This is a genomic window from Geodermatophilus sp. SYSU D00697 (assembly GCF_054050175.1).
Genome location: NZ_JBJGYV010000043.1, coordinates 13,861 through 36,988 on the forward strand (window position 1 = coordinate 13,861; position 23,128 = coordinate 36,988).

A 23,128-nucleotide genomic window follows, 5' to 3' on the forward strand; every position below is an offset into this window, starting at 1 on the left:
ACCGTGGCGCTCCGCTCAGGCCTCGCCCTCGCAGACGGCGCGGCGCACGAGGTCCGCCGCGCCGACCAGGCCGGCCTGCGCGCCGAGCTGGGCGGCCACCACCCGCGGGCCGGGGCGGAATCCGCGGCCGGGCAGCGCCCGCTCGAGCCGTTCGCGCGCCGGGCCCAGCACCATCTCCCCGAGCACGCTGACCCCGCCGCCGATGACCACGACCTCGGGGTCGAGGACGGCGGCCAGGTCGGCGATGCCCTGCCCCAGCCAGGAGCCGACCTCGGCGAGCAGCTCGAGCGCCAGCGGGTCCCCCTCCGCGGCGGCGCGCGCGACGTCCTCGCCGGTGAGCCGGTCGGCATCGCCGTCCACCCGGTCCAGCAGCCGCGCCGCGGCGGCCGGGGAGCTGCGGGCCACCTCCCGCGCGGTCTGCCCCAGAGCGGTGCCGCTGGCGTACTGCTCCCAGCAGCCGCGGTTGCCGCAGGCGCACAGCCGGCCGTCGGGGACCACCCGCATGTGCCCCCACTCCCCCGCCACCCCGTGCGAGCCGCGCTGCAGCCGGCCGTCCATGACGATCCCGCCGCCGATGCCGGTGCCCAGGGTGATCATCAGGGCGAGGTCGGCGCCGGCGGCCGCGCCGTAGCGGTACTCGGCCCAGGCGGCGGCGTCGGCGTCGTTGCCCACCCACAGCGGCCGCTGCAGCCGCCCGGCGAGGTCCTTGCGCAGGGTCGAGTTCCGCCAGGCCAGGTGCGGGCTGAACAGCACGGTGTCCCCGGTGCGGTCGAACCAGCCGGCCGCGCCCACGCCGACGCCGACCAGCGGCCCGCCGTGCCAGAGCGCGAGCTCCTCGACCACCGCGGCGATGGCGTTCTCGGTCTCGGTGACCGACGCCCCCGGGGTGGCCCGGCGCGCCGTGGCGAGGACCGTCCCGTCGGGCGCCACGACGCCCCCGGCGACCTTGGTGCCGCCGATGTCGATGCCCAGTGCCGGTAGACCGGCGGCCGCCGGGTCCCCGGGGGTCTGGCTCCGGGTCACTCAGGCGATCTCGACGCGCTGGACCGCAGGGGCCGCCCCCGCGGGTGGCGCCGGCTCCACCGCGACGTCGGTCGGCTCCGCCTCTGCGCCGGTCGGCTCCGCCTCTGCGCCGGTCGGCGGGGTCTGCTCGGCGGCCGGGCCGGCCTCGCTGAAGGACCGCAGCGCGGCCGCCGCGGCACCGAGGACGTCGGCCAGCGCGGCGGTGACCTCCGGCCGCTCACCGCGCACCACGGCCGCCACCTGGCAGACCGGGCACCACCGGCAGTCGGCCGGGTGGCCGTCGTCGCCCGCCCCGCGGGCGCCCTCGCGCAGCGTCTGGCCGAGGGTCTGCCCCAGCCCGGCCACCAGCCGGCGGGCCTGCTCGGCCCAGTCGGGTGCGTCGGTCATGTCGTGCTCCCCTCGGCGGCCAGCAGCGAGGCCGGCCACTGCTGTGGATCGGGTGTGAAGGTGACCTCGAGCCGCGCCCGCGCGGTGCCGGCGTCGGCGAGGGTGCCTGCGGTGACCAGGCAGCGGCGCAGCAGGGCGTCGAGCCGGATCGACCGGCGCGCTCCGGGCACGGTCACGACCAGGTCGTCCCCCCAGCGGGTCAGTTCCAGGCCCGCACGCTCGGCGAAGGGCAGCGGCAGCACCAGCCGCCGTCCGCCGTCCACCCGCTCGGTCACCGGGGTCACCGGCTCGGCCGGGACCGGGTCGTCCTCGGCGAGCAGCGCGGCCAGCGCCGTGGGGCCCTGCGGCGCCTCCGCCTCCTCGGGGACCCGCCGCACCGGGGCGAGCTCGGCCAGCGCGGCGAGGACGGCGTCCTGCTCGGCGCCGCGGCGCGCCCACCACTCCCCCGCGCCGCCGTCGGGCAGCACGCGGGCGAGGACGGCCGTGGGCCGCTGCCCGTGCAGCGCCAGCGCGGTCACCGCCGACCGCAGCACGGGCAGCGCACCGGGCCGTGGCGGAGCCACCAGGCGGACCTCGGTGGTGGCGGGGTCGGTGAGCGAGAGCCGGCCGACCAGCTCCTCGAGCACCGGCACGGCGTCGAGAGCGGCGTCCACCGGGCCACGCTTGACCGCGCCGGACCGGACTGCGGCGGTGCGGACGGCGCCGAGCACCCGCAGCCGCGCCGGCAGGGCCTGGTCCAGCCACCAGCGCAGCACGTCGGGCAGCGCCACGAGGGCCGCGCCCGAGGGCAGGGGCCCAGCATCGACGACGACCGTGTCGGCCTCGGCATCGCGGACGGCCCGCCCCAACCGGGCCAGCAGCGCGAGCTCCCCCGAGCCGGGCGGGGGCACCACCGAGCTGGGCGGGGGCAGCGTCACCCCGGGGACGGCGTCGCCCACCTGCTCGGCGACCGCCGACCAGAGGACCTCCAGTGCGCCGAGCGGCTCCACCTCGTCGACGGCGAGCCCCGGGACGGCGTCCGGGGCCACCGGCCGGGTGCCGGGTCGGGTCAGCAGCAGGGTGCGCCGGCCCGAGCGGGCCGACCGCACGGCGGCGGCCGCGGCGAGGGTCGAGGTACCGGCCCCACCGGGCCCGGTGAGGAGCAGCGTCCGCACGGCCCGGTCAGCCCTCGACGCGCTTCTTGAGCTCCTTGAGAGCCGTGTCGAGGATGACCTTCTCCGCCTTGCGCTTGAACATGCCGAGCAGCGGCAGGTGGGTGTCGATGGTGATCCGGTAGGTGACCTCGGTGCGGTCCCCGCGCTCGTCGAGGGTGTAGGAGCCCTCCTGGCGCTTCTGCATCTGGCCGGTGACCAGGTGCCAGGACACCCGGCGGTCGCCGTCCCAGTCGTACTCGAGGACGTAGTCGTCCTTGACCATGCCGGCGTCGAGCACGAAGTGCACCTGCCGGGCGCGGCCGTCGGGGCCGGCCTCGACCACCTCGACCTGCTTGGCCGCCGCCACCCACTGCGGATAGGCCGGGAAGTCGGCGATGACCGCCATGACGTCCGACGCGGGGGCGTCGACGGTGATCGACTGGGTGGACTGGTCGGCCATGCGCAGCAGGCTAACGGGTCCCCGTGGTGTCGCCCGTTCGTGGCACGGGCGCCTGCTACTCATGGGTAGGCGCCAGCGGTTAGATTCGGGGCACGTCCGCGACCCGGACCGCAGGCGACGGTGCCGTGGCCGGGCGCGAGGAGAGGACCAGGCGTGCGCGAGTTCAGCGTCCCGGCGACGACCGAGGTGGGCCCCGACGAGGCCCTGCCCGACCTGCTCGCCACCAACGTGGCCCAGCACGGCGGAGAGGTCGGGCTGCGGGTCCGCCGCGAGGGCCGGTGGCAGGACGTCACGTGGAGCGAGTTCGCCGCCCAGGTCGCCGGCGTGGCCAAGGGCCTGGTCGCCTCCGGTGTGGGCGCCGGCGACCGCGTCGCGCTGCAGGCCAAGACCCGGTACGAGTGGACCGTCCTCGACTTCGCCATCTGGGCCGCCGGCGCCGTCGTCGTCCCGATCTACGAGACCTCCAGCCCCGACCAGGTCGCCTGGATCCTCGCCGACTCCGGCGCGCGGGCCGCGGTCGTGGAGCGCCCGGAGCACGCCGCGGCCGTCGAGTCCATCCGCGACCAGGCGCCCGGGCTCGGGCCGGTGTGGGTCATCGACGACGACGCCCTCGGCACCCTGACCGCCGCCGGCGCCGACGTCCCCGACGCCGAGCTCGCCGCCCGGCGCGCGACGCTGACCTCGTCCAGCACCGCCACGATCATCTACACCAGCGGCACGACCGGCCGGCCCAAGGGCTGCGAGCTGACCCACGCGAACTTCCTGTTCGAGATCGGCAACGGCATGTCGCTGCTGGACCGGTTCCTCAACGCGCAGGGCTCGCTGCTGCTGTTCATCCCGCTGGCGCACGTGCTCGCCCGCGTGCTGGAGGTCGGGGCGGTCAAGACCCGCACGGTCATCGGCCACACCCCCGACGTGTCCCACCTCGTCGAGGACCTCGGCGCCTTCAGGCCGACCTTCGTCCTCGCCGTCCCGCGGGTGTTCGAGAAGGTCTATAACCAGGCCAAGGCCAAGGCGGAGGGCGACGGCAAGGGGAAGATCTTCGACCGCGCCGCCCAGGTCGCCATCGCCTGGTCGCGGGCGCAGGACACCGGCGGCCCGGGGCTGGCCCTGCGCGTCCAGCACGCCCTGTTCGACCGGCTCGTCTACGGCAAGCTGCGCGCCGCGCTCGGCGGCAACTGCCAGGCCGCCGTCTCCGGAGGCGCCCCGCTGGGCGAGCGGCTGGGCCACTTCTTCCGCGGCATCGGTGTCACCGTCTACGAGGGCTACGGGCTCACCGAGACCACCGCGGCCGCCGCGGTGAACCACGACGCCGCCTTCCGCATCGGCACCGTCGGGCGCCCGCTGCCCGGCGTCGACGCCGCGATCGCCGAGGACGGGGAGATCCTCATCCGCGGCGGCATCGTGATGCGCGGCTACTGGCAGAACGAGCAGGCCACCGCCGAGGCGGTCGACGCCGACGGCTGGTTCCACACCGGCGACCTCGGCGACATCGACGGCGACGGGTTCATCCGGATCACCGGGCGCAAGAAGGAGATCCTGGTGACCGCGGGCGGCAAGAACGTCGCCCCGGCGGTGCTGGAGGACCGGCTGCGCGCCCACCGGCTGATCAGCCAGTGCATCGTCGTCGGCGACCAGCGCCCGTTCATCGGTGCGCTGGTCACCCTCGACGAGGAGGCCCTGCCCGCCTGGCTGGACTCGAAGGGGAAGCCGGCCGACACCCAGGTGGCGGCGCTGACCGAGGACCCCGACGTCCTCGCCGAGATCGAGGCCGCCGTCACCGAGGCCAACAAGGCGGTGTCGAAGGCGGAGTCGATCAAGAAGTTCCGGGTGCTCGCCACCGACTTCACCGAGGGCAACGGCCTGCTGACCCCCAGCCTCAAGCTGAAGCGGGCCGCGGTCATGAAGGAGTTCGACAGCGAGGTCGAGGCGCTCTACAGCAGGTGAGTCGCGCCGAGCCCCGTCCCGCCGCGCGCGGGACGGGGCTCAGTGCCGTCCGGGGTCCAGGAGGTCGGCGAAGGTCTCGGCGATCGTCGACCACGACCACCGCTCCTCGACCCACGCGCGGCCGGCCGCGCCCATCCGGCGGGCGCGGACGGGGTCGTCGAGCAAGCCGGTGATCGTGGTCGCCACGGCCTCGGGTGAGCGCGGGTCCGCGACCACGTGACCGGTCACGCCCTCGCGCACGGTCTCCGGCGCGCCCCCGGACGTGCCGGCCACGACCGGTCGGCCGCAGGCGGCCGCCTCGAGGTAGACCATGCCCAGCCCCTCGACGTCCAGGCCGCGGCGGCGGGTCCGGCAGGGCATGGCGAACACGTCACCGGCGGCGTAGTGCTCGGGCAGCCGGTCCGGCGGCACCGCCCCGGTGAGGACCACGGACCCCGCCAGGCCGCGCCCGGCGACGGCGCGGCGCAGCGACGCCTCGAGGGGGCCGCCGCCGACCAGCAGCAGCCGGGCGTCGGGGTGCCGCTCCAGGACCCGCGGCCAGCCGGCGACCAGGACGTCCTGCCCCTTGCGGGCGACCAGCCGGGACACGCAGACGACCACCGGCGCCTCCCCCAGGCCGTACCGCTCCCGGACCGCCACTCCGTCGGCCCGAGGGGTGAACCGGTCGACGTCCACCCCGGGCGAGAGCTGGGCCATGCGGGTCACCCGGCCCAGCGCCGGGGCCAGCCGGCCGTGCGTGTACTCGCTGATGTAGGTGAGCACGTCCAGGCCGCCGGCGATCCGCCGCATCAGCTGCCGCGCGCCGGGCAGGGCGACCCAGCCGGTCTCGTGGCCGTGCGTGGCCCCGACCAGGTGCCGGACGCCGGCGGCCCGCAGCGCGGGGGCGAGCAGCCCGAGCGGCGCCGCGGCGCCGAAGAACGCCGTGTCGCACCCGTACCGCCGGGCCAGGTCGACGGCGGCCCGGGCGGTGGCCGGCGTGGGCAGCAGCATGCCGGTCGGCCTGCGGACCACCGGGTAGGGCAGCGTCGCGTCGTACTCCTCCCAGCCCGGTGACCGGGAGGCCAGCACGACGAGGGAGTCCGGGGGCCGGCGGGCCAGCAGCGCCGCGACGAAGGTCTGGATGCCGCCCTGCCGCGGCGGGAAGTCGTTGGTGACGACGAGCGTCCTCACCCGGCCTCCTGGAGCCGCTGCCAGTCCTCGGCGAACGCGACCCGCTGGGGCCCGGTGGGGTGCGAGCCGAAGAACCACTGCCAGGCAGCGGGCGGGTCGGGGTCGGAGAGGTTGGCCGCGGCCAGCCGGTTCTGCATGGCGACGAACGCCTCCGCGTCGCCGGTCAGGTCGAGCGCGTGGAGGTCCGCGCGGGCCTCGATGTGCCGGCTGACCAGGTTCTGCACCGGCGTGGACACGAGCGTGCCCAGGGCCACGAGCAGCAGCGCCAGCGGGACCACCCGCGGATCGCCGGCGCCGCCGATCCCCGCCCTTCGGAGCAGCGGGGTCCACGACAGCAGCCAGCCCAGCGCCGCCACCGAGGCGGCCGCGCCGAGCGCACCCATGAGCGTGCCGGTGAGGACGTCATCGGTGCTGACGTGGCCGAGCTCGTGGGCCACGATCGACTCGATCTCGGCGTCGGGGAGCTGGCCGAGGACCGTGTCGTACACGACGATCCGCCGGGTCGACCCGAAGCCGGAGACGTAGGCGTTGAGCGCCGTCGTCCGGCGGGAGGCGTCCGCGACCAGGACGTCCTCGACCGGGGTGCCGTTCTCCTCGGCGAGCTGCAGAAGGTCGGTGCGCAGCTGCCCGGCCGGCAGCGGGTCGAACCGGTTGAACGCCGGCTCGATGACGACCGGGTAGAGGAAGGACCCCACGACGACGAACCCGGCCGCCATCCCCGCCGCCCACGCCCACCAGGTGCGCGGCGCGCGGCGGGCCAGCCACACCAGCGCGAGCAGGACCACCGCGGTGACCGCGGCGTCGATCGCGGTGGAGAGCGCGACGTCCCGCGCCCACAGCCCCCAGCTCCGGGTGGACAGCCCGTACCGGTGCCGGACCGTCTCGCCGTAGGCCGCCGGCGCGAGGGTGACCAGCCGGCCGAGCACCACGAGGGCGGCCGTGCCCAGCAGCACCTGCCAGGCCCAGCCACCACCGAGCGGCCGCGCGACCGCCCGCACCAGCCGGCGGCCCAGCGGGGTCAGCGCGAGGACCGCGGCGGTCGCCAGGCCCAGCACCAGCGAGACCAGGGACGCCGGCCGCAGTGCCGCCGCGAACGACTCCGCGCGCTCGGCGGTCCCCGGCGGCAGTCCGGCCCCGGGGCGGACCGGCGTGGGGCCCCCCGGCGGGTCGGGCAGCAGCGTCCACGGCGTGCGGACGGCGATGACGAGGACGAGCGCCGATCCCAGGACCACCGCGACCAGCAACGCGGCCCGGCGGGCGCTCACCCGCCCGATCCTAGAAGGACCCCGGGAAGGACCCCGGGAAGGACCCCGTCCTGCCCACCCTTCACGAGCTCAGGGCGGGACCCGGGACGGGGCCACCCCCGGGCCTTCGCGAGCTCAGGGGGGTGCCGGGACGGGGCCACCCCCGGGCCTTCGCGAGCTCAGGGGGTGCCGGGACGGGGCCACCCCCGGGCCCTCCACCGGCTCAGGACGCAGGGGACAGAGGTCGGGCCGGTGACCCCCCGTGGAGGTCACCGGCCCGGTCCGAGCCCGCGAGTGGTGGCGGGAGCGGCGCCCCTCAGGCGATGCGGCGCATGGCGGTGATGCCGCCCATCGAGTCGACGCTGACGACCTTGACCGGCTGGCCCGACGTCGAGGCGTGGACCATCTGGCCGTTGCCGATGTACATCGCCACGTGGCTGACCGGGCTGTAGTAGAAGATCAGGTCGCCCGGCTGCAGGTCCGCGCGAGAGACCGCGGTGCCCATCGTCGACTGGATGCGGCTGGAGTGCGGGAGGCTGATCCCGGCCGCGGCGTACGCGTACTGGGTCAGGCCGGAGCAGTCGAAGGCGTTCGGCCCGCCGGCACCCCAGACGTAGGGGTCCCCGACCTGGGCCAGCGCGGTGTCGACGGCGGCCTGGACCGCACCGCTGCTGGCGGGGGCCGGCGCGGCGGCGGCCACGGCCTGCCCGGCGTGCGCCGTGACGACCTCCTGCTGCTGCGGGGCCGACAGCGCGGCGTACTGCGCCTGGTAGTCGGCGATGTCCGCCTCGAGCTGCTCCTGCCGCGCGGTGACGTCGTCCAGGGTGGCCTGCGCCCGGACCGCGGCGGCGTCGGCGTCCTGCTGGGCCTGCTCGGCAGCACCCGCGCTCCGGGCGACCTCGGCGAGCACCTCGTTGGTGTGGCCGGCGATCGCCTCGAGCATGGCCAGCTGGGACACGAAGTCCTCGGGTGAGTCGCTGGTCATCAGCAGGTCCAGCTCGGGCATCCCGTCACCAGCGGTGAAGGCGGTGCGGGCGACCTGACGGATCTGGCCGTCGAGGGCGTCGAGCTGCTGCCGGGCCGCGGCGGCGGCCTGGTGCGCGGCCTCCGCGGCGGCCTGCTGCTGGGCGAGAGTCTCGCGGGCCTCGTTGACCTGCTCGGTGACGACCTCGAGGTCGTGACCGGCCCGCGCGACGAGCTGCGCGGCCTGCGCCGCGCTGGTGGCCTGCTCCGGGTCCGCGGCAGCGGTCCCCGGCAGCAGCGTCAGGGAGAGCGTCGCGACGGCGCCCACGACGATCCCCCGGCCGAGGCGGCGGGGCAGGGTCGGGCGGCGGAACGCCAGCGGGAGGTCGGAGTCGATCTGGTCGAGCGCATGCCCCAGGGCAGGGCGGGGGGTCGCCACGGTCGGCGGCTCTCCGTTTCTTCCTCAGCAACCGCCTACCGAGTTAGCTGACGGGTTCGGGCTGGGAAGACGTGCCCTATCTCTGCGCCCCGGCGAGCCGGCGCGTGTGCCCCGGCGGACCGGCGCACGCGAGAACTCACCCCAGTGCTGCGGTGGGTCCCCGGTTCCCCCTCCGTGCCGTACGGGCACGTCGGGCGATTCGGCGGTGCCCGGCCGAGGCCACCTCTCTGCGGGTGACGACCACCCGGTCGGACCGGCTCACCGTACGGGCGTGATGAAGTTGTGACAAATGGGGCCTGCGGGAACTGTGGTGACATCCACAGGGCGGCGGAGCGACACACCGTCGTCGGCGTCACCCGCGGCGTGCCGGCCGGGGCGCACCGGCCCCGCAGGGAACCGGGTCACCCCGTGCGCCGCCTGCCTCGTGCCGACCCGCCGTCCCGCGCACCCGGCTGACTCTGGTGCCGCAGCGGCGGCACCAGGCCGCCCTCGGCGAGCGCTCGGACGGCACGGCGCTCGACCTCGTCGAACTCCACGACCACGCCCGGACCCGGGACGACGGCGTCCTCGGCCACGCCGGCCTGGCGCCGGCCGGTCATCGGCACAACGGTCGGGTCCTCGCCCCGCCAGCCCGGCGGCGCCCCCAGCAGCACGGTGACGACGCAGTCGGCACAGCCGGTGCCGCGCACGGTGCAGGTGTCGCAGTCGATCAACATGACCCACTCCTCAGCTGGCCGACCCCGGTCGCGGAGGCCCTCCATGGCCCCGGTCGGTCCGGCTCGCACGGTAGGGACGGGCACCGACAGTTCCGCGCGACCGCGCCGCGGCGGGACGGGCCCAGCGGCGGCACGGACACGCACGCGGCCGGCAACGCCCTCGGGCGCCCCCGCGCCGTGGCGCCTCCCACCCGAGCCGCTGCGAACCCGCCGGCACCGGCCGCCGTCCGGCGCGCGTCCCCGGGACTGTCACTGGCCCGACCTACCGTCCGCCCGTGCCCTCCTCCCTTCCCCGGCAGGTGCCGCTCTCCCCCGCCCACCTCGCCGGGACGGCCGCGCGAGCCGCGGGCGGGCTCCCCCGCTACGAGCAGGCCACCATCGACGAGCTGGGCACCGCGCTGGCGGAGGTCACCTTCGTCGTCGTCGACCTGGAGACCACCGGGGGTTCCCCCAAGGACAGCGCGATCACCGAGATCGGTGCGGTCAAGGTCCGCGGCGGGCAGGTCCTCGGCGAGTTCCAGACCCTGGTCGACCCCGGCTGCGAGATCCCGCCCTACATCAGCGTGCTGACCGGCATCACGACGACGATGGTCGCGGCGGCCCCGCGGATCGGCGCGGTCCTGCCCAGCTTCCTGGAGTTCGCCCGGGGCGCGGTCCTCGTCGCCCACAACGCCCCGTTCGACCTGGGCTTCCTCAAGGCGGCGTGTGCGGAGAACGGCATCCCGTGGCCGGCGGCCGCCTCGGTCGACACCGCCGTCCTGGCCCGCCGGCTGCTGACCCGCGACGAGGTCCCCAACTGCAAGCTGGCCACCCTCGCGCCGTACTTCCGCACCCAGACCGAGCCGTGCCACCGGGCCCTGGCCGACGCCCGCGCCACGGTCGACGTGCTGCACGGCCTCTTCGAGCGGCTGGGGCCCCTGGGGATCACCACCCTGGAGGAGCTCTCCACCCTCAGCCGGCAGGTCGACCCGGAACGGCTCCGCAAGCGGCACCTGGCCGACGGCGTCCCCTCCGGTCCGGGCGTCTACGTGTTCCGCGGGCCGCGGGACGAGCCGCTCTACGTGGGGACGTCGAACGACCTCCGCAGCCGGGTGCGCACCTACTTCACCGCGGCCGAGCAGCGCAGCCGGATCACCGAGATGGTGGCGCTGGCGCAGCGGGTCGACGCGATCCCCTGCGCGCACGACCTCGAAGCCGCCGTCCGCGAGCTGCGGCTCATCGCCGAGCACAAACCGCGCTACAACCGCCGCTCCCGCTTCCCCGAGCGGGCGCTGTGGGTGCGGCTCACCGAGGAACCCTTCCCCCGCCTGTCGGTGGTGCGCCGGGTGCGGCCGGGCACCGGGGTGTTCCTCGGGCCCTTCCCCGACCGGCGGGCCGCCGACGCCGCCGTCGCCGCCATCCACGAGTCCCTGCCGCTGCGCCAGTGCACCGGCCGGCTGTCGGTGAAGGTGCTCGGCACCGCCTGCGCCCTGGCCGGGATGGGGCGCTGCGGCGCGCCGTGCACCGGCGCGCAGTCGGTCGACGAGTACGCCGCGATCGCCGGGGTGCTGCGGGCCGCGGTCGCGGCCGACCCCCGGGCCCTGCTGGCGCCGCTGCTGGCCCGCGTCGACCGGCTGGCCGCCCAGGAGCGCTACGAGGACGCGGCGGTGCTGCGGGACCGCGTGGCCGTCCTCGTCCGGGCGGTGCGCCGCCGGCAGCGGCTGGCATCCCTGGCCGCCGTACCCGAGCTGGTCCTCGCCCGGCCGGCGTTCGAGGGCGGCTGGCAGCTGTCCGTCGTCCGCCGGGGCCGCCTGGTGGCCGCAGGCTGCGCGCCCCGCGGCTCCTCCGTACGGGCCACCCTCGCCGGGCTGCTGGCCACGGCGGAGACGCCCCTGGGCCCCGAGGACGAGCTGGCCGCCTCGGTCGACGAGACCGAACTGGTGCTGCGCTGGATGGAGAAGCCGGGCACCCGGCTGGTCCAGGTGACCGGGACCCTCGCCTGCGCCGCCCCCGGCACCGGGAGCTACACCACGTTCCTCGACCGCGTCGAGGCCGGCCGCGCCGACCGCGACCCCTTCGCCGACAGCCGCTCCCTGAGCACCCGCGCCCGCCCCGACCGGGTCTCCCCCGCTCCGCGCGGCTCCGTCAGCGGGTCGGCACCCCGGCTAGCATCCCCGGCGTGATCACCGCCATCGTCATGATCGACGCGGCCACCGACTCGATCCCCGAGGTGGCCGAGGCCGTCGCCGACCTCGACGGCGTGAGCGAGGTCTACTCCGTCGCAGGCGACGTCGACCTCATCGCCGTGGTGCGGGTCCGCGAGTTCGAGCAGGTCGCCGACGTGGTGGCCGGCCGGATCAACAAGGTCCCCGGCGTGCTCGAGACCGACACCCACATCGCGTTCCGCGCCTACTCCCGGCACGACCTCGAGGCGGCCTTCGCGATCGGCTTCGACACCGCCGACTGAAGAAGGACCCCCTGCCCCCGCCGCTCGCACCTCGCGCCGGGATCCTGCAGGGGGCCTACGGGGCCTGTGCGCGGAGGGACCGGCTGACGGTCACCCACCGCTCCAGCTGGACCTGAGCGCGCCCGTCGTCGATCGCGGCGGCGGCCCGCTCCAGCCCGCCGGCGAGGACGTCGTGCAGCCGCCCCGTCCGCTCGTCGAACGCGGCCAGCGCGGCGGCGGCGTTGAGCAGCACCGCGTCGCGGACGGGCCCCCGCTCCCCCGCCACCACCCGCCGGAAGACGTCGGCGTTGAAGGCCGGGTTCCCGCCGCGCAGGGCGCCGGACGGCGGGACCTCGATCCCCAGCGCGGTCGGGTCGAGCCGATCTGGCTCCACCTCGCCGTCGCGGACCACCCACACCGACGAGGTCGTGGTGGTCGTGAGCTCGTCGAGGCCGTCGTCCCCGCGGAACACCAGGCCGCGCATGCCGCGCCCGGAGAGGACGGCGGCCAGCACCGGCGCCATGCGGGCGTCGGCACAGCCGATGGCGGCCGCCACCGGGCGCGCGGGGTTGGCCAGCGGGCCCAGGAAGTTGAAGACCGTCCCGACGCCCATCTCCCGTCGCGGGACGGCGGTGTGCCGGAAACCGGGGTGGAAGACCGGGGCGAAGAAGAAGCCGATCCCGGCCTCCCGCACACAGGCGGCGACCGCCGCGGCCGGGAGGTCGATGACGACCCCGAGGGCCTCGAGGACGTCCGCGGCCCCGGAGGACGAGGACGCGGCCCGGTTGCCGTGCTTGGCGACCGGCGCCCCGGCCGCCGCGGCGACGACCGCGGCCATCGAGGAGATGTTGACCGTGTGCGCCCCGTCCCCGCCGGTGCCCACGATGTCGACGCAGGCCAGCGGCAGGTCCACCGGCGTGGCCCGCTCCAGCATGGTGGCCGACAGCCCGGCGACCTCCTCCGGCGACTCCCCCTTGGCGCGCAGCGCGACGGCGAAGGCGGCGATCTGGGCCGGCGTGGCCTCGCCGGCCATCACCTCCCGCATGGCCCACGCCGCCTCGTCGCTGGAGAGGTCCTCGCGGGCCAGCAGCCGGGTGAGCAGCGCGGGCCAGGTGGGCGTGCGGGCGGTCACCGGCGCGGGGCCGGCCGGCGTCCCACCCGGTCCCGGAGCAGGTCGGCAACGGCGGCGGGGGCGGTCAGCGGGTCGATCGGGAACGGCAGCGTCGCGTCGGCCAGGGACCAGTGCGCCAGCCAGCGGTCGGGCTGCCGGGCGATGAGCACGCACACCGCGGGCCGGTCGGCCACCTCGACGGTCAGCTGCCGGCTGAGCGCCAGCCCGCCGGTCGGCTGCGCCTCGCCGTCGAGGATGCACAGGTCGATGCCGCCGCCGTCCACGGCCTCGACGACCTCCTCGCCCGTGGCGCACTCCACCCACGTCACCGGGCCGACGTCGGCCGCCGGGCGGCGCCCCACCGCGGTGCGGACGGCGGCCCGGACCTCGGGCCGGGAGCTGTACACCAGGACGGTTGCCGCTGCGTCACTCACGGCCGCAGCCTAGTGGCAGGGCCCCCCGCGCCCGGGGACCGTGCACACGCAGGTATCGGGGAGGTCACGGTGGCCGCCACACCCAGCACCCGCGGTCGTGGGCTGGCCGGAGCCGATGCCATGATGAGCCCGTGACAACGGCTCCCGTGGCGAGCGGCACCTTCGACACCTCCCGGGTGCACTCCCTGACCCGACCGAACATGGTCAGCGTCGGCACGATCATCTGGCTCTCGAGCGAGCTGATGTTCTTCGCCGGGTTGTTCGCCATGTACTTCACCGCGCGCGCCCGGGCCACCGACGGGTGGCCACCGGAGCCGACCGAGCTGAACCTGCCCTACGCGCTGGTCTTCACGATCATCCTGGTGGCGTCCTCGGTGACCTGCCAGCTCGGCGTCTTCGCGGCGGAGAACGGCAACGTGTACGGCCTCCGGCGCTGGTTCACGATCACCTTCGTCATGGGTCTGGTCTTCGTGCTCGGCCAGGCCAACGAGTACCGGGTGCTCGTCATGGACCACGACACGACGATCTCCAGCTCCACGTACGGGTCGGTCTTCTACCTGACGACCGGGTTCCACGCGCTGCACGTCATCGGGGGCCTCGTCGCCTTCGTCTACATGCTCATCCGGTCCACCATGGGCCGGTTCACGCCGGCACAGGCGACCTCGGCCATCGTGGTCTCCTACTACTGGCACTTCGTCGACGTCGTGTGGGTCGGGCTCTTCGCCACGATCTACCTGATCCGCTAGGGAACCGGTGTCCTCCACGAACCCGCAGTCCGACGCCCAGCCCGACGCCGAGTCGCCCCGCGGCCGCGCCCGCTGGTCCCGACGCTCCGCTGACGGCACGCCCGCCGCGGCGGCCCGCGCCCGCCGCCGGTCCAAGCACCGCCGCCGCGTGGCCAACGTGGCCGGCCTGATGGCCGCCCTCGTGCTGACCGGCGCGCTGTACTCGGCGCTGTCCCCGGCGTACGCCAGCGACGAGGGCACCGCCGGCGAGTCCTCGGCCGAGGCCGCCGGCCGCGAGCTCTACGAACGCAGCTGCATCACCTGCCACGGCGAGAACCTCGAGGGTGTCCCGAACCGGGGACCCTCGCTCATCGGCGTCGGCGAGGCGGCCGTCTACTTCCAGGTGCACACCGGCCGCATGCCCCTCGTGCGGCAGGAGGCCCAGGCGCCCGACAAGCCCGCCGTCTTCTCCGAGGAGGAGATCGACCAGCTGATGGCCTACGTCCAGACCAACGGTGGCGGGCCGACGCTGCCCTCCGGCGACCTGCGCGACGGCGACCTGGCCCAGGGCGGTGAGCTCTTCCGGCTCAACTGCTCCTCCTGCCACAACTTCGTCGGCGAGGGCGGCGCGCTGTCCTCCGGCAAGCGGGCCCCGAGCCTCAACGACGTCACGGACATGGAGATCTACACCGCGATGCTCTCCGGCCCGGAGAACATGCCGGTCTTCGGGGACAACCAGCTCACCCCGGAGGAGAAGCGGTCCATCATCAACTACGTCCAGACGATCCAGTCCCAGGCAGACCCGGGCGGGGCCGGCGTCGGCCGCCTCGGGCCTGCGGCCGAGGGCCTGGTCATCTGGACCGTGGGCGTCAGCATCCTGCTCTTCGGGATCTTCTGGATGGGGAGCAAGGCGTGAGCGGGCCCGCGAGATCAGCAGCGAAGACCGCCCAGCGAGCGCTGACCACCGCCGTCAGCGAGGAGGAAGCGTGACCACGCGCGAGACCCGCCCCGGTTCGGCCGGCGGCGCGGACGCTCCCGGCCCGCACGTCGGCGGCCCGGACGAGCTCTACACCCCCGAGCAGCTCGCGGCGATGCCACGGGAGGAGCTCGACCGCCTCGGCGCCAGCTACGACGACGTCGAGATCCTCCACGTCGACCCGGGCCCCGAGCCGGGCTCGCCCCTGGAGCGTCGTGCGGTCCGCCAGGTGGGCCTCACCTTCGCCCTGGCCGGCGTGGCCGCCCTCCTGTTCGTGGTCGTCTACGTCGGTTCCGGGTGGTTCCTCCCGGACTGGCACTGGGACATCACCGAGCGCGGCTGGAGCGCCCTGTTCACCCCGCTGCTGGGCGCCCTGATGGGACTCTCCCTGGCGCTGGTCGGCGTCGGCCTCGTGCTCTACACCAAGAAGCTGCTGCCGCACGAGACGGCGGTGCAGGACAAGCACGACGGATCCCACTTCGACCGGGTCACCACCGGGGCGACCCTCGTCGGCGGTCTGCACAACAGCGGCCTGGCCCGGCGCAAGCTGATCAGCCGCTCGCTGCTGTTCATGGGCGGCGGCCTGGGCCTGATGCTGCTCATGCCGCTGGGCGGTCTGATCAAGAACCCGAACACGGGCAACCCCCTGGGGGTGACCAGCTGGGCGCGGGGCGTCCGGCTGGTCCGTGACGACGGCACCCCCATCCGGCCCGGCGACCAGCAGCCCGGCTCGATGGAGACCGTCTTCCCGGCGGTGCCCGGCGGGAACCGCGAGTCCGACGCGGCGACGATGCTCTTCCGCCTCCGCCCGGAGCAGGTGGCCGTCGACCGGCCCCGCCGCGGTCAGGACGACTTCGGCTACGGCGACTACGTCGCCTACTCCAAGATCTGCACCCACGCCGGCTGCCCGGTGTCCCTGTACGAGCAGGAGACCAGCCGCATCCTCTGCCCCTGCCACCAGTCGCAGTTCGACATCACGCAGGGCGCCAAGCCGATCTTCGGTCCGGCGACCCGGCCGCTGCCCCAGCTGCCGATCACGGTCGACGAGGAGGGCTTCTTCGTGGCACGCAGTGACTACATTGAGGCTGTAGGCCCCACCTACTGGAACCGGGAGCGCATCTGATGGCTCGCACCGCCACCGCGCCAGGTGTCCCCACCTCGCGGCTCGGCAAGGCCGCCGTCGAGTTCGACGACCGCCTCATCGTCGCCGGTCCGCTCCGGCGGACCCTCAACAAGGTCTTCCCCGACCACTGGTCGTTCCTGCTCGGGGAGATCGCGCTCTACGCGTTCGTCATCCTGCTGCTCACGGGCACGTACCTGACCTTCTTCTTCGACGCCTCCATGCGCGAGGTCGTCTACGAGGGCAGCTATGCGCCGCTGCGCGGCGTGGAGATGTCGGCGGCCTACGAGTCCACCCTCGGCATCTCGTTCGACGTGCGCGGTGGGCTCTTCATCCGCCAGGTGCACCACTGGGCGGCGCTGCTGTTCGTGGCCGCGATCGTGGTCCACCTGTTGCGCATCTTCTTCACCGGCGCCTTCCGCCGGCCGCGGGAGACCAACTGGCTGATCGGCGTCGTGCTGCTGATCCTGGCCATCGGCGAGGGCTTCGCCGGCTACTCGATCCCCGACGACCTGCTCTCGGGCACCGGCCTGCGGATCATGTCGGCGATCATCCTGTCGATCCCCGTCGTCGGCACCTGGGTGCACTGGGCGGTCTTCAACGGCGACTACGTCGGCGAGTTCATCGTCGGGCGGCTCTACATCGCCCACGTGCTGCTCATCCCGGCGATCATGCTGGCCCTCATCGCCGTCCACCTGCTGATCCTGGTCAAGCAGAAGCACACCCAGTTCCCCGGCCCGGGGCGGACCGAGCACAACGTGGTCGGCAACCGGCTCTTCCCGACCTTCGCGGGCAAGGCCACCGGCCTGTTCTTCATCGTGTTCGGCGTCTGCGCCGCGCTCGGCGGGCTCGTGCAGATCAACCCGGTCTGGCTGTGGGGCCCGTACAACCCGGCGCAGGTCTCCGCGGCGTCCCAGCCCGACTGGTACGTCATGTTCCTCGACGGGACGTCGCGGCTGTTCCCGGCGTGGGACCTCAACCTCCCCGGGGACTACACGATCCCGGCGCTGTTCTGGCCGACCGTCGTCGTCGCGGGGATCATCTTCACGGTCCTGGCGCTCTACCCGATGATCGAGCGCAAGCTCACCGGCGACACCGCGTCGCACCACCTGCTGCAGCGCCCCCGCGACGTGCCCGTGCGGACGGCGCTGGGCGTCATGGCCCTCACGTTCTACGTGGTGCTGCTGCTCTCGGGCGGCAACGACGTCATCGCCGAGAAGTTCGACATCAGCCTCAACGCGATGACCTGGGCCGGCCGCATCGGCGTGATCATCCTCCCGCCGATCGCCTACGTGCTCACCTACCGGATCTGCCTCGGTCTCGAGAAGCACGACCGCGAGGTGCTCGAGCACGGCATCGAGACCGGCGTCATCCGGCGACTGCCGCACGGCGAGTTCATCGAGGTGCACCAGCCCCTCGGGCCGGTGGACGAGCACGGCCACAGCTCGCTCGCCTATGGCGGAGCGCCCGTGCCGAAGCGGATGAACCAGGTCGGCGGCGCCCGCCGGGCCATCCGCGGGTTCTTCCGTCCCATCGAGGAACCGGCGCGGGTGGAGCTCGAGCAGCGGCAGGAGGAGCACGGCCAGGCCGCCGGTCAGGCCAGCCGCGAGCTCACCACCTCCGGTCGTCCCTCCGAGGGTGGCCGGCCGCAGGAGCCGCGCGACTGACCGCACTGCGCCTCACTGGAGGGCCCCGACGGATCCGTCCGTCGGGGCCCTCCGCGTTCCCGGGTGCACCGCTGAGGGATCGGCCGGGCGGTCGGCGTCACCCACGGCGCGGCACCATCGGCTCCCCGTCGCGGGGCGCAGCACCCACGAGGTCGCCCACGGCCTCGTCCACGTGGCGGACGGAGCCCCGCAGGACCGACCGGAGGCCGCCCGTGGGGCTGACGCCCGCCGGCGCCCGCGGCGTCCGGTGCCGCCCGTCGGCCGATCCACCGGGCCGCCCGGCTGACGGTGACCCTGACTCGGCCGGGCCCGCGGACGGACGGCCGCTGACCGCTCTCAGCGCCTCGGTGGGCGCCCGGGCCATGCGTGGACCTGAGGACGCCCGCCCGCGCCTGTCCGAGGCTCTCCGCCCCCACGGCTGACCCTCGACACCACGTGGCCCATCGACGACCGGCGGGTGTGCCACCCGGTCACACGGGCCCGCCTCCGCGGGGCTGGACGTGGTACGCGACGTGCCTCGCCCGGGGCATCGGCGGGCGGCGGGCGGGGTCCACGGTGCGGTGGGCTGCCGAGGTGCCGCTCCCCCGCGTGAGGCCCCACCCGACCGCCGCGCGCCCCTGGGTGTCGCCGTCCGTGCTGCTGCGGACGGCACCGGCCCACTCGAGGCCTGCACCAGGGCCCGACGGGCGCGCCTCGCACGACGAGGGCCCCCTGCCCACCGGAGCGGGAAGGGGCCCTCGTGGACGAGCGGCAGGCGCGTCAGCTGTGCGCGTTCTGCCCCACGTAGTACTCGAACAGCAGCCCGCCGATGGTGATCAGCAGCGCCGCGGCGGCCAGGATGATCAGCCACGGGTAGAAGAACGCGAGCGCCACACCCATCAGGCCGGCCGACAGGGCGATGCCGAACGGCCAGTAGCTGGCGGGGCTGAAGAAGCCGAGCTCACCGGCGCCGTCGGCGATGTCGGCGTCCTTGCGGTCCTCGGGTCGCGCGTCGATGCGGCGCGACACGAACCAGAAGAAGCCGCCGATGAGGAAGGTCAGGCCGCCGGAGAGCACGAGCGCCGTGGTGCCGATCGGCTCGCGGGACCACACCCCGTAGACGATCGCCATCGCGATGCAGAACACCCCGATGATGTTGAAGATGAGCGCTTCGACCTTCACGGCCGTCCCTCCTGCTGCGTGGTGGAACCCGGGCGGAGACGCCGGTCAGCCATCGGCCCGCTGCGCGTCGTCGACGAGGTCCCAGGGCGACGTCGTCTGGGCGTCACCGGGCAGGCCGATGCTCTCCAGCGCGTCGAAGGTGCTCAGCCCCGACTCCCGGGCCGCCAGGTAGGCGTCGTAGTCCGCCGGCGAGACGGCCCGCACCTCGAAGTTCATGTAGGCGTGGTAGGTGCCGCACAGCTCGGCGCAGCGTCCGACGAAGGCGCCCTCCTCGCGGATGGTCACCTCGAAGACGTTGTCGCGGCCGTTCTCGTTGCCCGGGATGACGTCGAGCTTGAAGAGGAACTCCGGCACCCAGAAGGAGTGGATGACGTCGGCCGAGGCGACCTCGAACCGGACGGTCTGGTCGGTGGGCAGCACGAGGATCGGGATCTCCTCGCTGTTGCCGACCGTGTTGACCGGCTCGCCGTCCTGCCCGGTGGTCTCGGGGTAGACGAACTGCCAGTTCCACTTGAACGCGTTGACCGCGACCGTGACGTCGGGGTCCTCGCTGCGCTCCATCACCTTGTTCTGCGTCACCACGGTGAAGAAGAACAGCCCGGCGATGATGAGGAAGGGGATGATCGTGTAGACGATCTCCAGCGGCAGGTTGTACGCCGTCTGCTTGGGCAGCTCGTCCCCGCGCTTCCGGTGACGGACGACCGACCAGAGGATCAGGCCCCACACACCGATGCCGACGAGCAGCGCCGCGATGACCGACCAGATCCACAGGTCGCGCATGGCGTAGGCCTCGTCGGTGATCCCGTCGGGCCACCCCCAGCGCCAGAACTCGTTGTTGGGCGTGCACCCGGTGAGGGTGACCACCCCCAGGAGACCGAGCGCGGCGCCCCGCGCGAGCCTGCTGCCTCGAGCCACTGCTCGCTGCCTCCTCGTCCCCCGCCCGGACAACCCGGACGGTCTTCCCCGGCGCGCCGTCCACCGGTAGGCGGTGAACGACCTCTGTGCCGACCACAGTCTGCGGCGAGACTAGCCGACCCCGCATGGCGGCCGACCACCGGAGACGGCGTCCCGGCGGGTCGCGCCGCGCGAGGGGCCGAGGGCGGCGCCGCCGGCTGGTCCGCGCACGGGCGGCACTCCGGTGAGACCCCTCACCGGCGACCCCGTGCGGAGGGCCGCGGCGGTTACAGTCGAGGCCGTGTGGACCCGGCTGCTGACCCCGATGTGGGTGGTGCTGCACCTGGTGGTGGCCGCGCTGTTCGTGGCCACCTTCTTCCTCGGCTACTGGCAGCTGACCAAGGCCGAGGCCGGCGGCGGGGCGGTGAACTGGAGCTACGCCCTGCAGTGGCCGCTGTACGGGTGCATGGGCCTGTTCTTCTACATCCGCATGGTCCGTGACGAGCTGCGGCGCGACCCCGACGAGGACGAGCCGGGCAACGCCCTGGTCCTGTACCAGCGGCCCCGCATCGACACCACCGGCGACCCCGAACTGGCGGCGTACAACGCCTACCTGGCCGAGCTCAACGAGAAGGCCCTCGGCCGGCGGAGCAGCAATGGGCGTTGAGCCCGACGTCGCGTCGTCCGCGCGCGGCCGCGGCCTGCCCCGCACCCTCGCCCGCCGGGTCGGTCAGGGCGTGCCCGCGGCCCTGACCCGGTACCGGGTGATGGCCTGGGTCGTCGGGGTGCTGCTCATCGCCCTCATCCTGGTGGCGGTGCCGCTGAAGTACCTCGGCGGCACGGACACGCCCGTCGCCGTCATCGGCACCCTGCACGGCTGGCTCTACGCCATCTTCTTCCTCACCGCCTGCGACCTCGCACTGCGTGCGTGGTGGACGCTCAGGGGGACGGTCCTCGTGCTGCTGGCGGGGACCATCCCGATCGTGTCCTTCGTCGCCGAACGGATCGCCACCCGCAAGACCCGCGCCGGCGAGCGCGTCTGACCCCGTCCCGGCCCCTCGGCCGGGACTCGAGCCGACCCCCCCGGAGACCTGCGCCTCATGTGCGGCCTGCTGGCCTACCTGTCCACCGACGCCGACCGGGTCGGCGACTCCCACGTCTCGGGTGTCCAGGACGCCCTGCACTGCCTGCACCACCGCGGTCCCGACGACACCGCGGTGTGGTCGGACTCCCGCGTGGTGCTCGGCTTCAACCGGCTGTCGATCATCGACCTCGAGGGCAGCCCGCAGCCGCTCCCCTACGCCGGCGACCGCTACCGCATCCTGTTCAACGGCGAGATCTACAACTACCTGGAGCTCCGCGAGGAGCTCGCCGCCGCCGGCGCGCAGCTGACCACGCACGGCGACACCGAGACGATCGTGGCCGGCTACCACCTGTGGGGGCAGGACGTCGTCCGCCGGCTGCGCGGCATGTTCTCGTTCGTCATCTGGGACACCCACACCCGGACGGCGTTCGGCGCCCGCGACCCGTTCGGGATCAAGCCGCTGTTCACTGCCCGCCTGGCCGACGGCGGCCTCGTCTTCAGCTCCGAGAAGAAGGCCGTGCTGGAGATGCTCGGGGGCAGCGAGGCCGCCGGCGGTGTGGACCCGGCCTCGCTGCAGCACTACCTGACGCTGCAGTACGTCCCGGAGCCGGCGACGCTGCACCGCGGCATCCGCCGCATCGAGAGCGGCACCAGCTTCACCGTGGTCGACGGCGAGCTGCGGACCAGCCGCTACTTCCACCCGACCTTCCGGCCGCAGCCGGTGCCCGCGGGGCGCGAGCAGGAGCTCTACGACCGCATCGCCGCGGCCCTCGACGAGTCGGTGGCCAAGCACATGCGCGCCGACGTCACGGTGGGGTCGTTCCTCTCCAGCGGCATCGACTCCACCGCCATCGCGGCGTTGGCCCACCGCTACAACCCCGACCTGCTGACCTTCACCGTGGGCTTCGAGCGCGAGTCGACGTCCGAGGTGGACATCGCCGCCGAGTCGGCGGCGACCCTCGGCGTCAAGCACGTGCCCGTGGTCATCGACGCGCAGCAGTTCGCCGCCGCCATCCCCGAGGTCGTCTGGTACCTCGACGACCCGGTGGCCGACCCCGCGCTGGTGCCGCTGTACTTCGTGGCCCGCGAGGCCCGCAAGCACGTGAAGGTGGTGCTCTCCGGCGAGGGGGCCGACGAGCTCTTCGGCGGCTACACGATCTACCGGGAGCCGCTGAGCCTGGCCTGGGCCGAGCGGCTGCCGCGGGTCGCCAAGCGGGCGATGGCGGGGCTCTCCGGCCGGCTGCCCGAGGGGATGCGCGGCAAGGACCTGCTGCGCCGGGCCTCGATCCCGCTGGAGGAGCGCTACTACGGCAACGCCCGGAACTTCTCGGTCGCCGAGCTCAAGGCGCTCATGCGGGGCCACGACGCGGACCTGTCCCACGTGACGGTGACCGAGGACCTCTACAGGCAGACCCGCGAGGCCGGCTACGACGACGTGACGGCCATGCAGTACGTGGACCTGTTCACCTGGCTGCGCGGGGACATCCTGGTCAAGGCCGACAAGATGACCATGGCCAACTCCCTCGAGCTGCGCGTGCCCTTCCTCGACCCCGAGGTGTTCGCGCTGGCCAGCACCATCCCGCTGGACCAGCGGGTGCCGCGCAACGGCTCCGGGGACCGAGCGGGGGCCACCAAGTACGCGCTGCGCCGGGCGATGGAGCAGATCGTCCCGCCGTCGATCCTGCACCGGCGCAAGCTCGGCTTCCCCGTGCCGACCGCGGACTTCCTCGCCGGTCCGCTGCACGACTGGGCACGGGACGTCGTGACCGAGAGCCAGACCGACGAGTGGCTCGACCGCGACCACGTGCTCGGCCTGCTCGACCGGCTGCGCGAGGCCGAGGTGCCCAGCAAGCGCATCGCCCGCCAGGTGTGGGAGGTGCTGGTCTTCATGGTCTGGCACGGGATCTTCGTCGAGGAGCGGATCCGCCCGCAGATCCCCGAGACCGTCTACCCCGTCAGGTTGTAGGGCCCGGCCCGCCCCGGACGACGACAGCGCCCGGTCCCGGCGCGGGGGGTCGGGGGGGGGTGGGGTGTGGGGGTTGGTGGGGG

At 74.3% G+C, this 23,128-nt stretch carries 22 protein-coding genes and 1 riboswitch; of the genes, 10 read left to right on the forward strand and 12 right to left on the reverse strand.

Annotated features, from left to right (window positions below):
- Positions 1–15: 15 nt before the first annotated feature.
- The 4 genes from ACI79C_RS23505 to ACI79C_RS23520 are packed head-to-tail and all read right to left on the reverse strand — an operon-like array spanning position 16 to position 3,003.
- Positions 16–1,023 carry an ROK family glucokinase gene (locus ACI79C_RS23505; RefSeq protein WP_456948114.1) on the reverse strand — a complete coding sequence of 336 codons (1,008 nt, stop codon included), beginning with the start codon at positions 1,021–1,023 and terminating at the stop codon, positions 16–18.
- On the reverse strand, positions 1,024–1,410 hold the full coding sequence (locus ACI79C_RS23510; protein WP_456948115.1) for a hypothetical protein: 387 nt from the start codon (positions 1,408–1,410) through the stop codon (positions 1,024–1,026).
- Positions 1,407–2,564, reverse strand: a complete 1,158-nt coding sequence (locus ACI79C_RS23515; RefSeq protein ID WP_456948116.1) for an ArsA family ATPase — start codon at positions 2,562–2,564, stop codon at positions 1,407–1,409. The genes ACI79C_RS23510 and ACI79C_RS23515 overlap by 4 nt, the downstream gene beginning before the upstream one ends.
- A gap of 7 nt (positions 2,565–2,571) precedes the next feature.
- Positions 2,572–3,003, reverse strand: a complete 432-nt coding sequence (locus ACI79C_RS23520; protein WP_456948117.1) for an SRPBCC family protein — start codon at positions 3,001–3,003, stop codon at positions 2,572–2,574.
- 153 nt (positions 3,004–3,156) lie between these two features.
- Between ACI79C_RS23520 and ACI79C_RS23525 the strand changes: the two genes are divergently transcribed.
- A complete protein-coding gene (locus ACI79C_RS23525) occupies positions 3,157–4,950 on the forward strand; it encodes an AMP-dependent synthetase/ligase (protein ID WP_456948118.1) in 1,794 nt (597 codons plus the stop codon).
- A gap of 39 nt (positions 4,951–4,989) precedes the next feature.
- Here the strand turns inward: ACI79C_RS23525 and ACI79C_RS23530 are convergent, their stop codons facing one another.
- The 4 genes from ACI79C_RS23530 to ACI79C_RS23545 all read right to left on the reverse strand — a co-directional run bounded on the left by ACI79C_RS23530 (position 4,990) and on the right by ACI79C_RS23545 (position 9,482).
- Positions 4,990–6,120 carry a glycosyltransferase family 4 protein gene (locus ACI79C_RS23530; RefSeq protein ID WP_456948119.1) on the reverse strand — a complete coding sequence of 377 codons (1,131 nt, stop codon included), beginning with the start codon at positions 6,118–6,120 and terminating at the stop codon, positions 4,990–4,992.
- The gene (locus ACI79C_RS23535; RefSeq protein ID WP_456948120.1) at positions 6,117–7,385 is read right to left on the reverse strand and encodes a M48 family metallopeptidase; all 1,269 of its coding nucleotides are present in this window, start codon (positions 7,383–7,385) and stop codon (positions 6,117–6,119) included. Before ACI79C_RS23535 ends, ACI79C_RS23530 begins: the two co-directional genes overlap by 4 nt.
- 295 nt (positions 7,386–7,680) lie before the next feature.
- On the reverse strand, positions 7,681–8,766 hold the full coding sequence (locus ACI79C_RS23540; RefSeq protein ID WP_456948121.1) for an NlpC/P60 family protein: 1,086 nt from the start codon (positions 8,764–8,766) through the stop codon (positions 7,681–7,683).
- A gap of 16 nt (positions 8,767–8,782) precedes the next feature.
- A riboswitch (cyclic di-AMP (ydaO/yuaA leader) is annotated at positions 8,783–8,981 on the reverse strand.
- A 186-nt stretch (positions 8,982–9,167) separates the two neighbouring features.
- On the reverse strand, positions 9,168–9,482 hold the full coding sequence (locus tag ACI79C_RS23545) for a hypothetical protein (protein WP_456948122.1): 315 nt from the start codon (positions 9,480–9,482) through the stop codon (positions 9,168–9,170).
- 275 nt (positions 9,483–9,757) lie between these two features.
- On the opposite strand from ACI79C_RS23545, the gene ACI79C_RS23550 reads away from it, so the two are divergent.
- Together ACI79C_RS23550 and ACI79C_RS23555 are read left to right on the forward strand one after the other, a co-directional pair.
- The gene (locus tag ACI79C_RS23550; protein ID WP_456948123.1) at positions 9,758–11,644 is read left to right on the forward strand and encodes a DEDD exonuclease domain-containing protein; all 1,887 of its coding nucleotides are present in this window, start codon (positions 9,758–9,760) and stop codon (positions 11,642–11,644) included.
- Entirely contained in the window at positions 11,641–11,928 is a 288-nt protein-coding gene (locus ACI79C_RS23555) for an Lrp/AsnC family transcriptional regulator (RefSeq protein WP_456948124.1), read from the forward strand. The genes ACI79C_RS23550 and ACI79C_RS23555 overlap by 4 nt, the downstream gene beginning before the upstream one ends.
- A gap of 55 nt (positions 11,929–11,983) precedes the next feature.
- Here the strand turns inward: ACI79C_RS23555 and trpD are convergent, their stop codons facing one another.
- Together trpD and ACI79C_RS23565 are read right to left on the reverse strand one after the other, a co-directional pair.
- Entirely contained in the window at positions 11,984–13,039 is a 1,056-nt protein-coding gene (gene trpD / locus ACI79C_RS23560; RefSeq protein WP_456948125.1) for an anthranilate phosphoribosyltransferase, read from the reverse strand.
- The gene (locus tag ACI79C_RS23565; protein WP_456948126.1) at positions 13,036–13,452 is read right to left on the reverse strand and encodes a hypothetical protein; all 417 of its coding nucleotides are present in this window, start codon (positions 13,450–13,452) and stop codon (positions 13,036–13,038) included. Before ACI79C_RS23565 ends, trpD begins: the two co-directional genes overlap by 4 nt.
- Before the next feature lie 131 nt (positions 13,453–13,583).
- Between ACI79C_RS23565 and ctaE the strand changes: the two genes are divergently transcribed.
- The 4 genes from ctaE to qcrB all read left to right on the forward strand — a co-directional run bounded on the left by ctaE (position 13,584) and on the right by qcrB (position 17,940).
- Positions 13,584–14,198 (forward strand): aa3-type cytochrome oxidase subunit III, encoded by a 615-nt coding sequence (gene ctaE / locus ACI79C_RS23570; protein ID WP_456948127.1) that lies wholly within the window; start codon positions 13,584–13,586, stop codon positions 14,196–14,198.
- Positions 14,199–14,205: 7 nt separating this feature from the next.
- A complete protein-coding gene (qcrC, locus tag ACI79C_RS23575; RefSeq protein ID WP_456948128.1) occupies positions 14,206–15,093 on the forward strand; it encodes a cytochrome bc1 complex diheme cytochrome c subunit in 888 nt (295 codons plus the stop codon).
- A gap of 70 nt (positions 15,094–15,163) precedes the next feature.
- A complete protein-coding gene (qcrA, locus tag ACI79C_RS23580; RefSeq protein ID WP_456948129.1) occupies positions 15,164–16,276 on the forward strand; it encodes a cytochrome bc1 complex Rieske iron-sulfur subunit in 1,113 nt (370 codons plus the stop codon).
- The gene (gene qcrB, locus ACI79C_RS23585; protein ID WP_456948130.1) at positions 16,276–17,940 is read left to right on the forward strand and encodes a cytochrome bc1 complex cytochrome b subunit; all 1,665 of its coding nucleotides are present in this window, start codon (positions 16,276–16,278) and stop codon (positions 17,938–17,940) included. Before qcrA ends, qcrB begins: the two co-directional genes overlap by 1 nt.
- A 759-nt stretch (positions 17,941–18,699) precedes the next feature.
- Here qcrB and ACI79C_RS23590 read toward each other — a convergent pair.
- Positions 18,700–19,101, reverse strand: a complete 402-nt coding sequence (locus tag ACI79C_RS23590) for a cytochrome c oxidase subunit 4 (protein ID WP_456948131.1) — start codon at positions 19,099–19,101, stop codon at positions 18,700–18,702.
- Between the two features lie 45 nt (positions 19,102–19,146).
- Positions 19,147–20,016: an aa3-type cytochrome oxidase subunit II gene (ctaC, locus tag ACI79C_RS23595; protein WP_456948132.1), complete on the reverse strand. Its 870-nt coding sequence runs from the start codon at positions 20,014–20,016 to the stop codon at positions 19,147–19,149.
- 280 nt (positions 20,017–20,296) lie between these two features.
- Between ctaC and ACI79C_RS23600 the strand changes: the two genes are divergently transcribed.
- From ACI79C_RS23600 to asnB, 3 genes are read left to right on the forward strand one after another with little or no spacing between them, the layout of a single operon-like run.
- Entirely contained in the window at positions 20,297–20,662 is a 366-nt protein-coding gene (locus tag ACI79C_RS23600; RefSeq protein ID WP_456948133.1) for a metalloprotease, read from the forward strand.
- Positions 20,652–21,038: a DUF3817 domain-containing protein gene (locus ACI79C_RS23605; protein WP_456948134.1), complete on the forward strand. Its 387-nt coding sequence runs from the start codon at positions 20,652–20,654 to the stop codon at positions 21,036–21,038. The genes ACI79C_RS23600 and ACI79C_RS23605 overlap by 11 nt, the downstream gene beginning before the upstream one ends.
- A gap of 57 nt (positions 21,039–21,095) precedes the next feature.
- Positions 21,096–23,045, forward strand: coding sequence for an asparagine synthase (glutamine-hydrolyzing) (asnB, locus tag ACI79C_RS23610; RefSeq protein WP_456948135.1), 1,950 nt, complete (start codon positions 21,096–21,098; stop codon positions 23,043–23,045).
- The last annotated feature ends 83 nt before the right edge of the window (positions 23,046–23,128 follow it).